Genomic DNA, 14,683 nt, shown 5'->3' with positions numbered 1-14,683 from the left:
GACCGGCGGATGAATCCGTTGGTCTATTTTTCCAGCAGTTCAGAAAACACCCATCGCTTCGTCGGCAGAACGGGATTGCCGGCGATCCGCATCCCGACAGAGCGTCAGCCTGAAAAATTGCGTGTCGACACACCGTATATTTTGGTGGTGCCGAGCTACGGCGGCGGATCGTCCAAAGGCGCGGTGCCGACACAAGTGATCCGTTTTCTGAACGATGAACATAACCGTTCACTCATCCGCGGCGTTATCGCCGCCGGTAACACCAACTTCGGCGCAGCGTATTGCATTGCCGGTGAGATTATTTCCCAGAAGTGTCAGGTGCCTTACCTGTACCGCTTTGAATTGCTGGGAACGCCGGAAGACGTTGCAAAGGTCAGACAGGGAGTAACAGAATTTTGGCAGCGACAGAACTAGCAATTACCGACCCCGGCACCAGCAGCCCGGATTATCATGCGCTTAACGCGATGCTGAATCTGTTCGACGCTAACGGCCAGATCCAGTTTGATAAAGACCGCCTGGCCGCGCGCCAATACTTCCTGCAACACGTCAATCAAAACACGGTGTTTTTCCATAATCTGGCGGAGAAACTGCGTTATCTGGTGGAAGAAGGCTATTACGAAGCCGCCGTGCTGGATCAGTACGCGTTTGACGATATTAAAGCGTTATTCAAACAAGCTTACGCCAAAAAATTCCGCTTCCAGACCTTTCTGGGCGCATTCAAGTATTACACCAGCTACACGCTGAAAACCTTTGACGGCAAGCGCTACCTTGAGCGTTATGAAGATCGCGTGTGCATGGTGGCGATGACGCTGGCACGCGGCGATATTCAGCTCGCCCGCCATTTTGTTGATGAGATCATTTCCGGCCGCTTCCAGCCAGCAACGCCGACATTCCTCAACTGCGGAAAAAAACAGCGCGGCGAACTGGTGTCCTGTTTCCTGTTACGCATTGAAGACAACATGGAATCTATCGGTCGCTCGGTCAACTCGGCCTTACAGCTCTCCAAACGCGGCGGCGGCGTGGCCTTTATGCTGACCAACATCCGTGAAGTGGGCGCGCCGATCAAGCGCATCGAAAACCAGTCTTCCGGCGTTATTCCGATCATGAAGATGCTGGAAGATGCCTTCTCTTACGCCAATCAGCTCGGCGCGCGTCAGGGCGCGGGCGCGGTGTATCTGAACGCTCATCACCCGGATATTCTGCGTTTCCTCGATACTAAGCGCGAAAACGCCGACGAAAAAATCCGTATTAAAACGCTGTCGCTCGGTGTGGTCATTCCGGATATCACGTTCGAACTGGCGAAGAACAACGAAGATATGTACCTGTTCTCGCCGTATCACGTGGAGAAAGTGTACGGCGTGCCGATGTCTGAAATCAGCATCAGCGAGAAATACCGCGAGATGGTGAATGACAAACGCATTCACAAAAGCAAAATCAACGCGCGCGAATTCTTCCAGGTGCTGGCGGAGATTCAGTTTGAATCCGGCTATCCGTACATGATGTTTGAAGACACGGTGAACCGCGCCAATCCGATCAAAGGTCGCATCAATATGAGCAACCTGTGTTCGGAGATTTTGCAGGTGAATTCGCCGACGGTCTACGGTGAAGACCTGTCTTATCAGGAAATTGGCAAAGACATTTCCTGTAATCTCGGCTCACTGAATATCGCCTCGGCGATGGATTCACCGGATTTCGGCAATACCGTGGAAATGGCGGTTCGCGCGCTGACGGCAGTCTCTGACATGAGCCATATCCGTTCGGTGCCATCCATCGATCAGGGGAATCAGGATTCGCACGCCATCGGCCTCGGTCAGATGAACCTGCACGGTTATCTGTGCCGCGAGCGTATTTATTACGGCTCAGAAGAAGGTCTGGATTTCACCAATATCTATTTCTGCACCGTGGCTTTCCATGCGATCCGCGCCTCGAACCAGATCGCTATCGAGCGCCAGCAGTCATTTAAAGGTTTCAGAGATTCCACCTACGCCAGCGGCGCGTATTTTGACAAATATATCGATGACGCACTGGCGGCGAAATGGCAGCCGAAAACCGACCGCGTGCGCGAACTGTTTGCTGACGCCGGGATTGCTATTCCGACTACCGCAGACTGGGCGGCGCTGAAAGATTCCGTGATGCAGCACGGGCTGTATAACCAGAATTTACAGGCGGTGCCGCCGACTGGTTCTATTTCTTACATCAATAATTCGACGTCGAGTATTCACCCGATTGTGTCCCGCGTAGAAATCCGCAAAGAGGGCAAGATTGGACGCGTGTATTATCCGGCGGCGTTTATGACCAATGACAATCTGGATTACTACCAGGATGCCTACGAAATCGGCCCGGAAAAAATCATTGATACCTACGCCGAAGCCACGCAGCACGTCGATCAGGGGTTGTCACTGACGCTATTCTTCCGCGATACCGCCTCCACGCGCGACATTAACAAAGCGCAGATTTACGCCTGGCGCAAAGGCATCAAAACCATTTATTACATCCGTCTGCGCCAGATGGCGCTGGAAGGCACCGAAGTTCAGGGCTGCGTTTCCTGCACGCTGTAACCGATTGAAAGGACTTAAAAGATGAGCGCAGTAAAAACATTCACAGTAAAACAAAGGTTAGTACCCCAACCGGTCAGCAAAGCCATCAACTGGAACAAAATCCAGGACGATAAAGACCTCGAAGTGTGGAATCGCCTGACGTCGAATTTCTGGCTGCCTGAAAAGGTGCCGTTGTCGAACGATATTCCGTCGTGGGCGACGCTCAGCGCGCAGGAAAAACAACTGACGATCCGCGTATTTACCGGCCTGACGCTGCTGGATACCGTGCAAAACGTGGTCGGCGCACCGACGCTGATGAAAGATGCGGTGACGCCACACGAAGAAGCGGTTTACTCGAATATCTGCTTTATGGAAGCGGTGCATGCGCGTTCTTACAGTTCAATTTTCTCGACGCTGTGCGCCACCGTGGACGTGGATGAAGCCTACCGCTGGAGCGAGGAAAACGTCGCGCTGCAAAATAAAGCGGCGATCATTTTGTCGTATTACGACGGAGAAGATCCGCTGATGAAGAAAGTCGCCAGCGTGTTCCTTGAGTCGTTCCTGTTCTACTCCGGTTTTTATCTGCCGATGTACTGGTCGAGCCGCGCCAAGCTCACCAACACCGCGGATCTGATCCGTCTGATCATCCGTGACGAAGCGGTTCACGGTTACTACATCGGCTATAAATTCCAGAAAGCGCTGGCACTGGAAAGCGAAGAGCGTCAGCGTCAGATCAAGGAGCAGGCGTTTGATCTGATTCAGGATTTGTACGACAACGAGATCCGCTACACCGAAGAACTGTATGACGGTGTAGGCTGGAGCGAAGACGTGAAGAAATTCCTGCATTACAACGCCAACAAAGCGCTGATGAATCTCGGCTACGAAGCCCTGTTCCCGGCCAGCATGGCGGATGTGAATCCGGCGATCCTCTCCGCATTATCGCCAAACGCCGACGAAAACCACGACTTCTTCTCCGGATCCGGATCTTCGTATGTGATCGGCAAAGCCGTCAATACCGAAGACGAGGACTGGGATTTCTGATGTTGCTGTAATTTCTTCAAGGGTTACAATAAAACAGTGTTTCAAAAATAACCCTACTTCCTCTAAAAAGAAGGAAACATCATGCCGTATCAGGCCTCCCCCTCCCGCTACGAAACCATGCAATTCCGCCGCTGCGGTCAGAGCGGTTTAAAACTCCCTGCACTGTCTCTTGGCCTGTGGCACAGCTTCGGCCATGTCAGCCAGCTCGAATCCCAGCGCGCATTACTGCAAAAAGCCTTTGATTTAGGCATCACTCATTTTGATCTGGCGAATAACTACGGCCCGCCTCCGGGTTCAGCCGAAGAGAATTTTGGTCGTTTGCTGAAGCAGGATTTCGCCCCGTATCGCGATGAACTGATTATCTCCACCAAAGCTGGTTATGACATGTGGCCTGGACCTTACGGCTCCGGCGGTTCACGCAAATATCTGCTGGCAAGCCTTGATCAAAGCCTTCAACGCATGGGGCTGGATTACGTCGATATCTTCTATTCTCATCGCGTGGATGAAGAAGCGCCGATGGAAGAAACCGCAGCAGCGCTGGCTTACGCCGTGCAAAGTGGCAAAGCGTTGTATGTCGGGATTTCGTCTTATTCGCCGGAACGTACACAGAAAATGGCTGAACTGCTGCGCGAGCTAAAAGTGCCGCTGCTTATTCATCAGCCTTCTTACAATCTGCTGAACCGCTGGGTCGATAAGAGTGGTTTACTGGATACGCTGGAACAAAACGGCGCGGGCTGCATTGCCTTTACGCCGCTGGCTCAGGGCTTGCTGACCGGTAAATACCTCAACGGTATTCCGGACGGTTCGCGGATGCAGGTGGAAGGGAATAAAGTGCGCGGGCTGAATGCCAGGATGCTGTCTGAGGAAAACCTGAACAGCCTGCGGCTGCTCAATGAAATGGCGGAACAGCGCGGACAGACGATGGCGCAGATGGCGCTGAGCTGGCTGCTGAAAGACAACCGCGTGACGTCAGTGCTGATTGGCGCGAGCCGTCCTGAACAACTGGATGAAAACGTCAAGGCGCTGGACAATCTGCGTTTCACCGCAGAAGAACTGGCAGCGATTGATAAACATGTGGCGGATGGTGAATTGAATCTGTGGCAGGCGTCATCAGATAAGTAAATATTCAAAGTAAAACAGGCGGATATCCTGAAAAGGATCCGCCTTTTTTTAGCTCATCAGCTCTAAACGTCGTGCTGTTTCGTAATGATCGACCCAGTACTGATTATCCAGTGATGAAATCGTGACGCCTTCAATTTTCGAGGCATGAATAAACTGATGATCCCCGACATACACGCCGACATGACGATCGCCAGGCGACGTTTTGAAAAAGACTAAATCCCCCGGTTTCAGGCTATTTTTACTCACTTTTCTGCCGTTCCTGATTTGCTGAAACGTGGTTCTCGGCAGGCGTTTTTGCAGGGAATCCCGGAAGAGATGTTGCATCAGCGCCGAACAATCGACACCTTTGTGTGTGGTTCCACCCCAGCGATAATGCGTCCCTTTCCAGCGCGGATATTCAGCCAGCAAGGCACTTTTAATATTTTCTGAGTTGCCGGTGTTAACCGCAGTGACAGAGGATCCTTTTCCATCAAAAAGCTCGCTGTGGAAAAATTTATAGGTATCCATAGACTCAAACTCTTTAGGCATATCAAAAGCAAAGGAATGGGTGCTGAATAAACCGGCTACAAGAAGCAGTAAGGCAGAAACAAGCGATTTAATACGGAACATGCGTGGATTCTTTCGTTAAAAAATAATGCTCTTCCTTACGTGGGAACCGGCTCTCGGGGCGGGTGACTCGTCTCTGAGTGCGCAAATAATAACCAGATAAAGTGAAATAATCTGGCTATTTTATGTCCAGTTTTGGACTGCGGATTTTTTCTCAGTGAAACCAGCCCCTTCGGTGAAAGGGGCTGTTACGGGGATTATGAAAAGAACTTCGCCAGCACAAATAATCCGACTGAAACGTTGATTGCACCACCGATGCGGGTAGCGATTTGCGCGAAAGGCATCAGCGTCATACGGTTACCCGAAGTCAGAATAGCCACGTCACCGGTGCCGCCCTGCCCGCTCTGGCAGCAGGAAACAATCGCCACATCAATCGGATGCATACCGATTTTCTTGCCGACGTAAAAACCGGTGCCGACCAGCGCCAGCACGGTGGTCACGATCACGAGGAGGTTTTGCAGGGTAAAAGCGTTGATCAGTTCCTGCCACGGCGTGATCGCCACACCCACCGCGAACAGCACCGGATAGGTCACTGCGGTGCGGAAGAATTTATACACCGTCATCGAGCCGTGCTGAATGGTCGGTGAAACGCCATTTGCCAGTTTTACCAGTACTGCCGCGAATAACATGCCGACCGGCGCGGGCAGGCCGATCCACTTCTGACCGAGCATCCCGACCATGTAAAGCAGGATCGCCAGCAGCGCGCCACAGGCCAGCGCATTCACGCCCGGATTTCCTTCGAATTTGTCAGTTCCGCTGCCCAACTCACCTTTTTTCGACGGCATCAGCTGCCCCTCACCGGTCAGATGCGGATAGCGTTTCCCCAGCTGATTCAGCACGCCCGCCAGCACAATTGCCGTCAGACCGCCCAGCATCACGATCGGCAGAATACGCCCCAGCGCCACACCTTGTTCCATGTGCAAAATGGTCGCATAACCCATCGACAGCGGGATCGCACCTTCACCTACGCCACCGGCCATGATCGGCAGGATCAGGAAAAAGAAGGTTTGCATTGGCGGTAAACCTAACACCGTGCCCATCGCCATTCCGGCAATCATGCCCACCACTTCACCGCATAACATCGGCACAAAAATGCGCATAAAGCCCTGGATCAGCACCTGGCGGTTCATGCTCATGATGCTGCCGACAATAATGCAGCAGATGTAGAGATACAGAATATTGGTGGATTTATAGAATTTGACCGTGGAATCCACCACGACGTCCGGCAGTAAACCGTAATGCACCATCGCCGATGGAATAAAGGTGGCGCAAATCGCCGCCGCACCGAGTTTGCCGACGACGGGTAAGCGTTTGCCGAATTCGCCACAGGCAAAACCGAAGAAGGCCAGCGTGGCAACCATCACCACAATGTCGCTGGGTAATTTGCCGTTCAGGCAGTCGAGCAGGATCAGCACACCGGCCAGCAGGAAGAAAGGCAGCGGGATAATGCCTATCTTGTAGTTATCAAGAATATGCCACCATTTTTGCCTGACCGAGAGGCCGGAGGTTTTCTTTTCTTTGACTGCGATGTAGGAATCGTCGGTTGTGCTCATGACATTGCCTCTTTCTTATAAATACTTTTCTTATTGATGTTCTGAGCATAAGAAAACAGCAGGTCAGCCGGATGTGAGTTTGTTCAAATTAAAACCGCAGGGATTAAGGTTGTTATGGTGTTTATGGAGTTAATGTTATTTGATTTATAAGGATTATCAGATTTGTAGTAAAAAGCCCTATTACCCTTGTAATCACTGAGTGAATTCATCGTTATTTATAATGCCTGTTCACAACTCTGTCTTTGTCCGATTACCGCCCTTACTGCCCCGTGGTACGCTTATTCAATGTGTATCTTTACGTTAATCTTGCAGCAGGCCGTATGAAACTCCGCATGCCTTTTCAGGTAAAACTCTTTTTATCTCTGGTGGTATTTTCCTGCCTGTTGCTGGCACTGCTGGGCGCTATTTTATTTCATATCATCGATCGTCAGTTGCATCACGACCTCGGCCAGCGCGCACGGGTTCAGGCCAGTGAAATCGCGCTGATGCCGGGACTGGCGCAGAAGGTTAAGGCGCGGGATACCACCGGGATCGCACGACTTATCCAGCCTTTACGCGATAAAAGCGATGCCAGTTATATCGTCATCGGCGATAACCGCGAGCTGCATCTTTATCATTCACAATCACCGGAGCGGATCGACCTGCCGATGATTGGCGGTGATAACGCGGAGGTGCTGGCGGGGAAAACCATTATTTCCGTCCGGCAAGGCGGTATAGGTGTTTCATTGCGCAGTAAAGCGCCGATCCTGGATGAGAATAATCGGGTCATTGGTATTGTCTCCGTCGGCTACCTCACTTCTTATATTGATAATATTAACGGCCATCGTCTGGCGCAGGCCGGTTTATACGGTTTGCTTCTTTTATTACTGCTGTTCATTTTTTCGTGGATGTTCACCCGCAACGTTAAAAAACAGATGTTCTGGCTTGAACCCAAAGATATCGCGCTGCTGGTTCGCCAGCAAAAAGCCTTGCTGGAAGCCATGTACGAAGGCGTATTCGCAGTTAATGCCCAAAAACAGCTGATTTCCATTAACCGCGCCGCACGCGAGTTGCTTGATATCCATCAGCCAGAAAATGAACTGCTGGGTAAACCGTTGGCGGAAGTGCTTCAGACACCGCCCACCTTCTTCACGCAAAGTGGTATCAGTGAAAATAACAGCCAGCATGATCAGATTACGGTGCTCAATCAGAGACAGGTGATCGTCAACCGCGTCCCGATAGAACTGGAACCGGGTAAAGAAAGCGGCTGGGTGTTCAGTTTCCGCGATAAAAACGACATAAATACGCTGAGCAGCCAGCTGAGTCAGGTGAAACGCTACGCAGACAATCTGCGCATCATGCGCCACGAACAGCTGAACTGGACCGCAACACTGGCGGGTTTGCTGCAAATGCAGCGTTACGACGATGCGATGCACTATATTCAGGCGCAGTCGGAAGGTGCGCAGGCAGTGCTGGATTTCGTCTCGGCGCGCTTCACTTCGCCGGCACTTTGCGGCCTGCTGCTGGGGAAATACGTCAGTGCGCGCGAAAAAGGCGTTGAACTCAGTTTCGATCCCGCCTGCCAGCTCACCCGCATTCCGGCGGCTATCACTGAAACCGAGCTGATGTCGGTGGTCGGTAATCTGCTGGATAACGCCGTGGATGCCACCCTCAACGCGCTGACGCCTTCTGTGCCGGTCGAACTGTATATTTCAGACAGGAATCAGGAGCTGCTGATTGAAGTCGCCGATCAGGGCAGCGGCGTGGATGATGACCTGAAACCGCGCCTGTTTGAACAGGGCGTGACAAGCAAGCCCTCAGGCGACCACGACACGACCGGCGCGGAACATGGTATCGGGCTTTATCTGGTGGCCGGATATGTCCGTCAGGCCGGCGGCAGCATCGAAATCTCAGACAACACGCCGCAAGGTACGATATTTTCAGTCTTTATCCCGTACCCGGCTGAAGCATTAACAGGACAGAACCATGAATAACAGCAGCGCTCTCGATGTCGTGATTGTGGAAGACGAGCCGCATCTGGCCGGTCTGCACCGCGATTTTATCGAGCAAAATTTCAATCTGCGTGTCGTGGGTATCGCCGCCACGCTGGAACAGGCGCGCTCGTTGTTGCGCCTGCATGAGCCACGGCTGATTTTGCTCGATAACTATTTACCGGACGGCCAGGGTGTGGATTTAATCAACAGCCCGCTGCTGAAAAGCTTCGATTGTTCGGTGATTTTCATTACCGCGGCCAGCGATATGCAAACCTGTAGCCAGGCGATGCGTAGCGGCGCGTTCGATTACATTATCAAACCGGTGTCTTTCCACCGGCTGCAAAGTTCACTGGAACGTTTTATGCAGCTGGTGCAAACGCTGCGTAATGTGAAAGTCGTCGATCAGCGGGCTCTGGATAAGTTGTTCAATCTGCCCGCCAGCGATACACCGGCAGCCCCTTCTGCCAAAGGCATCGAGCCCAATACGCTCGAACTGGTTCAGCGCGCATTTAACGCGAAACCGGACGTCAGCTGGTCGGTTGAAGAAGTCGTTGAGGAAGTCGGGATCAGCAAAACGACAGGCCGCCGATATCTGGAATATTGCGTGGAAATTGGCTTTATCGGCGTCGAGATGCAGTACGGAAATATCGGCCATCCACGGCGCCTGTACCGGAAAATAGCCGTCACAAAAAATTCTGAGGCCTGAGACTCAATTTCCTCTTTTTTCCGTGACGAATTTCACGTTCATCGCCGGTGTCAGCACCGGCAAATTACGCCCTCTGCCCGCCGAATCCTGCCATTATATCAACTCAATTTCCTCTTTCAGACAACCGGTAAATTCACCGGTAATCACCCTCCCTGAAATCACTATTTACACCTGTAAAGTCTGCGCAAAAAATTCGCATTTCCCGGTTAAATTCCCTGCAATTATTAATGATAAAAAATCGACAACAAGATCATAAAATAAAACAAATAAAAACAATCACTTAAATATATATTATGAATAATATACTTAATTTAAATGCAGCGGAAAACCGCCCGCCATGAAGCCCTGAAAATTGTCATTAAATGTCAGCGGATCCAGACAAAATTAGACAAGCCCGATACACACAAATACGCAACCCGAAACACAATCACGAATATTATTCAGAAACATTGAGACTTGTCTCAGAATTTCGATGTGTTAGGGTATAAAGCGTTCACTATTTTGTTACAGGCAAAATCTTATACGGTCCAACACAAAAACTAGACATCGAGCCGATACGGCTATTTATATCCAAGGAATGCACATTGCATGGCAATTAAAATCGAAGTAAAGAATCTTTATAAGGTATTTGGCGAAAACCCGGATCGCGCTTTCAAGATGATTGATGCAGGCAAGGGTAAAGAAGAAATTTTTGAGAAAACCGGTCTTTCACTTGGCGTTAAGAATGCCAGTCTGGCCATTGAAGAAGGCGAGATTTTCGTCATCATGGGGTTATCCGGTTCCGGTAAATCCACCATGGTACGCCTTCTCAATCGTCTGATAGAGCCCACCCGTGGCGAAGTCCTGATCGACGGCGAAGATATCGCCAAAATCTCAGAAGCAAAATTGCGCCAGGTGCGCCGCAGTAAAATCAGTATGGTCTTTCAGTCCTTTGCGCTGATGCCACACCTGACCGTGTTGAATAACACCGCGTTTGGTATGGAACTGGCCGGTGTGCCGGTCGAAGAGCGCAATGCCAAAGCCATTGACGCCCTGCGTCAGGTCGGGCTGGAAAACTATGCCAACTCTTATCCTGATGAACTGTCGGGCGGTATGCGCCAGCGTGTCGGTTTAGCCCGCGCCATGGCCAATAATCCTGACATTCTGCTGATGGATGAAGCCTTCTCAGCACTCGATCCGTTAATTCGTACTGAAATGCAGGATGAGCTGGTGAAGCTTCAGGCTCAGCATCAGCGCACCATTGTGTTTATTTCTCATGATCTCGACGAAGCCATGCGCATCGGCGACCGCATCGCCATTATGCAGGGCGGCGAAGTGGTGCAGGTCGGCACGCCGGAAGACATTCTTAATAATCCGGCCAACGACTATGTGCGCACCTTCTTCCGCGGTGTCGATATCAGTCAGGTCTTCAGTGCCAAAGACATTGCCCGCCGTCGTGGCACGCTTATTCGTAAAACCCCCGGTTTTGGTCCCCGTGCCGCCCTTAAGCTGCTCGAAGACGAAGACCGTGAATATGGTTATGTGCTTGAACGTGGACAGAAATTCATCGGCGTGGTGTCGATTGAATCCCTGAAAACTGCGCTTAAAGCCAATCAGTCGCTGGAAAGTGCCCTGCTGGAATCTCCGGCAGCCGTGCAGGCAGACATGCCTCTCAGCGAACTGATTTCTCATGTCGCCGCCGCGCCTTGCGCCGTACCGGTGATCAATGAGGACAATAACTATATCGGCATTATTTCCAAAGCCATGCTGCTTCAGGCTCTGGACAAAGAAGGGGGTAACGAATGAGCATTTCAACCGTAACGAACACGATGACACAGCACGCACAAGCCGCTCAGGCACAGGCCCTGGATCCGTCCGTCGATCCGTGGAGTGCCGATAACGCCAGTGGCGGTGTTGCACCACAAGCTGACGCCGCGACGAGTGCAGCGCCAGCCGATGCCAGCAGCAGTGATCCATGGGGCGGTGGCAGCGATGCCGCGACCAGCGCACCGGATGCCACCCATCATGCCGCCGCGCAGGCCAACGACTGGCTGAGCGTCGCACCGGAACAGCATCAGCATTTTAATATTCTCGATCCGTTTCACAGCACGCTGATCCCGCTCGACCGCTGGGTCACTGAGGGGATCGACTGGCTGGTCGGTAACTTCCGCCCTGTCTTCCAGGGGATCCGCGTCCCGGTCGATTTCGTTCTCAGCGGTTTCCAGCACGGTCTGGAATCTCTGCCCGCTCCGATTGCGATCCTGGTCTTTGCCCTGCTTGCGTGGCAGATGGCCGGTTTGGGTATGGGTGCAGCCACGCTGGTTTCGCTGGTGCTGATCGGTGCGATCGGTGCCTGGTCACAGGCAATGGTGACGCTGGCGCTGGTTCTGACCTCGCTGTTCTTCTGTATCCTGATAGGTTTACCGCTCGGGATATGGCTGGCGCGCAGCCAGAAGGCGGCCAAGATTATCAGGCCGTTACTGGATGCCATGCAGACCACACCAGCGTTCGTTTATCTGGTGCCGATCGTCATGCTGTTTGGTATCGGTAACGTACCTGGCGTCGTGGTGACGATTATCTTTGCCTTGCCGCCTGTCGTGCGTCTGACCATTCTGGGTATCAATCAGGTGCCGGAAGACCTGATCGAAGCCGCGAAATCATTTGGTTCCAGCCCGCGTCAGATGTTGTTTAAAGTTCAGCTGCCACTGGCGATGCCGACCATCATGGCCGGGATTAACCAGACGCTGATGCTGGCACTGTCGATGGTGGTCATCGCCTCGATGATCGCCGTGGGTGGTCTGGGTCAGATGGTTCTGCGCGGTATCGGCCGTCTGGACATGGGTCTGGCATCGGTCGGTGGTGCGGGTATCGTTATCCTCGCCATTATTCTCGACCGCCTCACCCAGTCGATGGGTCGCGACAGCCGCAGTAAAGGCGGTCACCGCTGGTTCACCCGCGGTCCTGTCGGTCTGGTGATGAAGCCTTTCACCAAAAAAGCCTGATCCACATACTGCATTTTTCCCGGCGGTTCGCTGCCGGGAACTCTCAAAAGCTAAAACAACGCAGTCCACTCTTACGTATTCATAAGCCACAAACTTAAAAAGAATAAGGGTTCACCATGCGCACAACTCAGAATAAGACACACATCAAAACACTCATCCTCGCATTATCTATTGCGACACCTGCCGCTTTCGCTGCTGATTTACCGGGCAAAGGCGTGGTCGTCAAACCGTTGCAAAGCACCATTGCAGAAGAAACTTTTCAGACCGAACTGGTTAACCGTGCACTGGAAAAACTGGGCTACGACGTTCAGCAAACCGGTGAAGTGGATTACAACGTGGCGTATACCGCCATCGCCAGCGGTGATTCCACTTACATGGCCGTGAACTGGGAACCTCTGCAAAAAGACATGTATAACGCAGCCGGTGGCGACCAGAAATTCTACCGTCAGGGCACTTATATCACCGGCGCGGCACAGGGTTATCTGATCGACAAGAAAACCGCCGACAAATATCACATCCACGATTTGTCGCAGCTGAAAGACCCGAAAATCGCCAAACTGTTTGACGCCGACGGCGACGGCAAAGCTGATATGGCAGGCTGTAATCCGGGCTGGGTCTGCGGCCAGGTGATCAATACCCAAATCAAGGCTTACGGCCTGAGTGATACCGTGACGCAAAACGAGGGAAACTATTCGGCGATTATCGCTGACACCCTCACCCGCTTTAAATCCGGTAAGCCGGTGTTGTATTTCACCTGGACACCGTACTGGGTCAGCAACGAGATGAAACCGGGCAAAGACGTGGTCTGGCTGACGGTGCCGTTCTCGGCAAATCCGGGTTCGCAGAAGGACATGGATACCACCCTGCCTAACGGCAAGAACTATGGCTTCCCGGTCAATAACGAACACATTGTGGCAAACAAAGCCTGGGCTGAGAAAAACCCGGCAGCCGCGAAACTGTTCGCCATCATGAAATTGCCACTGGCCGACGTGAATGCACAGAACCTGCGAATGCATGAAGGTGAATCCTCATCAGAAGATATCCAGCAGCACGTTGATGGCTGGATCAAGGCGCATCAGGCGACCTTCGATGGCTGGATTAAAGAAGCTGCTGACGCAGCAAAATAACGCATTATAAAAATCGAGGAATTTATGAAAAAGACAGGAATCTGGGCGGTTGCCGCCCTCACCACATTTGCAACAGCCACTACATTCGCTGCCGATCTGCCGGGTAAAGGCATCAGCGTGACGCCGGTCCAGAGTACCATCAGTGAGGAGTCTTTTCAGACCGAACTGGTAAGCAAGGCGCTGGAAAAACTGGGCTATGACGTGCAGCCAACCCGTGAGGTCGATTACAACGTCGGTTACACAACGCTGGCTGCCGGTGATGCGACCTTCACCGCCGTCAACTGGTCACCGCTGCATGATGAAATGTACAAAGCCGCCGGTGGCGACAAAGTCTTTTACCGCGAAGGCACCTACGTGACCGGCGCGGCACAAGGCTGGCTGATCGATAAGAAAACCGCTGAGAAATACCACATTACCAATATTGAACAGCTGAAGGATCCGAAACTGGCCAAGCTGTTTGATACCAACGGCGACGGCAAAGCCGATCTGACCGGCTGTACGCCGGGCTGGGGTTGTGAAGCCGCGCTGAATGAGCAGCTGAAAGCCTACGGACTGGAAAATACCGTGACCCACAATCAGGGTAACTATTCCGCGATGATTGCCGACACCATCACGCGTTACAAAGAAGGTAAGCCGATCTTCTATTACACCTGGACGCCGTACTGGGTCAGCAATGTGCTGGTTCCGGGCAAAGACGTGCTGTGGATGCAGGTACCGTTCTCTGTGGTACCGGGTGATAAAAATGCCGATACCACACTGCCAAACGGCAAAAACTACGGTTTCCCGGTGAGCACCATGCACATCGTGGCAAACAAAGCCTGGGCTGAGAAAAACCCGGCGGCGGCAAAACTGTTTGCCATCATGAAACTGCCACTCAAAGACATCAATGCGCAGAACGCCGCCATGCACGCGGGTAAAAATTCAGATGCTGATATCTCCGCGCAGACAGATGGCTGGATCAAAGCCCACCAGGAACAGTTCGACGGCTGGGTAAAAGAAGCGGCTGCCGCAGCGAAATAACATTACATCAGACTCAG

Annotated in this window: 12 protein-coding genes; 10 read left to right on the top strand and 2 right to left on the bottom strand. The window is 52.2% G+C overall.

The window, feature by feature from the left end; genetic code table 11:
• The first annotated feature begins 9 nt into the window (after positions 1–9).
• The 4 genes from nrdI (at position 10) to mgrA (ending at position 4,700) form a co-directional block, all read left to right on the top strand.
• Complete coding sequence (gene nrdI / locus ACM615_RS18985) at positions 10–414, top strand: class Ib ribonucleoside-diphosphate reductase assembly flavoprotein NrdI (RefSeq protein ID WP_431012343.1); 405 nt, start codon at positions 10–12, stop codon at positions 412–414.
• A complete protein-coding gene (nrdE, locus tag ACM615_RS18980; RefSeq protein ID WP_431012342.1) occupies positions 396–2,558 on the top strand; it encodes a class 1b ribonucleoside-diphosphate reductase subunit alpha in 2,163 nt (720 codons plus the stop codon). The genes nrdI and nrdE overlap by 19 nt, the downstream gene beginning before the upstream one ends.
• A 21-nt stretch (positions 2,559–2,579) precedes the next feature.
• A complete protein-coding gene (nrdF, locus tag ACM615_RS18975) occupies positions 2,580–3,578 on the top strand; it encodes a class 1b ribonucleoside-diphosphate reductase subunit beta (protein ID WP_113877541.1) in 999 nt (332 codons plus the stop codon).
• Between the two features lie 81 nt (positions 3,579–3,659).
• Positions 3,660–4,700 (top strand): L-glyceraldehyde 3-phosphate reductase, encoded by a 1,041-nt coding sequence (gene mgrA, locus ACM615_RS18970; RefSeq protein WP_431012341.1) that lies wholly within the window; start codon positions 3,660–3,662, stop codon positions 4,698–4,700.
• A 48-nt stretch (positions 4,701–4,748) separates the two neighbouring features.
• Here the strand turns inward: mgrA and ACM615_RS18965 are convergent, their stop codons facing one another.
• Together ACM615_RS18965 and ACM615_RS18960 are read right to left on the bottom strand one after the other, a co-directional pair.
• A complete protein-coding gene (locus ACM615_RS18965; RefSeq protein ID WP_159282878.1) occupies positions 4,749–5,309 on the bottom strand; it encodes a C40 family peptidase in 561 nt (186 codons plus the stop codon).
• A gap of 194 nt (positions 5,310–5,503) precedes the next feature.
• Entirely contained in the window at positions 5,504–6,859 is a 1,356-nt protein-coding gene (locus tag ACM615_RS18960) for a 2-hydroxycarboxylate transporter family protein (protein ID WP_132967331.1), read from the bottom strand.
• A 320-nt stretch (positions 6,860–7,179) separates the two neighbouring features.
• Between ACM615_RS18960 and ACM615_RS18955 the strand changes: the two genes are divergently transcribed.
• The 6 genes from ACM615_RS18955 to proX (ACM615_RS18930) all read left to right on the top strand — a co-directional run bounded on the left by ACM615_RS18955 (position 7,180) and on the right by proX (ACM615_RS18930) (position 14,666).
• Positions 7,180–8,832, top strand: coding sequence for an ATP-binding protein (locus tag ACM615_RS18955; RefSeq protein ID WP_129638951.1), 1,653 nt, complete (start codon positions 7,180–7,182; stop codon positions 8,830–8,832).
• Positions 8,825–9,538: a response regulator gene (locus ACM615_RS18950; RefSeq protein ID WP_129638950.1), complete on the top strand. Its 714-nt coding sequence runs from the start codon at positions 8,825–8,827 to the stop codon at positions 9,536–9,538. The genes ACM615_RS18955 and ACM615_RS18950 overlap by 8 nt, the downstream gene beginning before the upstream one ends.
• A gap of 588 nt (positions 9,539–10,126) precedes the next feature.
• Positions 10,127–11,323 (top strand): glycine betaine/L-proline ABC transporter ATP-binding protein ProV, encoded by a 1,197-nt coding sequence (gene proV / locus ACM615_RS18945; protein ID WP_112290451.1) that lies wholly within the window; start codon positions 10,127–10,129, stop codon positions 11,321–11,323.
• Positions 11,324–11,346: 23 nt separating this feature from the next.
• On the top strand, positions 11,347–12,519 hold the full coding sequence (proW, locus tag ACM615_RS18940) for a glycine betaine/L-proline ABC transporter permease ProW (protein WP_431012351.1): 1,173 nt from the start codon (positions 11,347–11,349) through the stop codon (positions 12,517–12,519).
• 116 nt (positions 12,520–12,635) lie between these two features.
• A complete protein-coding gene (gene proX / locus ACM615_RS18935; RefSeq protein WP_431012340.1) occupies positions 12,636–13,646 on the top strand; it encodes a glycine betaine/L-proline ABC transporter substrate-binding protein ProX in 1,011 nt (336 codons plus the stop codon).
• A gap of 24 nt (positions 13,647–13,670) precedes the next feature.
• Positions 13,671–14,666: a glycine betaine/L-proline ABC transporter substrate-binding protein ProX gene (gene proX, locus ACM615_RS18930; RefSeq protein ID WP_112290456.1), complete on the top strand. Its 996-nt coding sequence runs from the start codon at positions 13,671–13,673 to the stop codon at positions 14,664–14,666.
• Positions 14,667–14,683: the final 17 nt, after the last annotated feature.

The organism is Rahnella sp. PAMC25617 (assembly GCF_050606005.1).
In the GTDB taxonomy this organism is placed as follows: Bacteria; Pseudomonadota; Gammaproteobacteria; order Enterobacterales; family Enterobacteriaceae; genus Rahnella; species Rahnella variigena.
The sequence above is the reverse complement of the archived record's forward strand: the minus strand, read 5'-3'. Positions and strand labels throughout refer to the sequence as shown.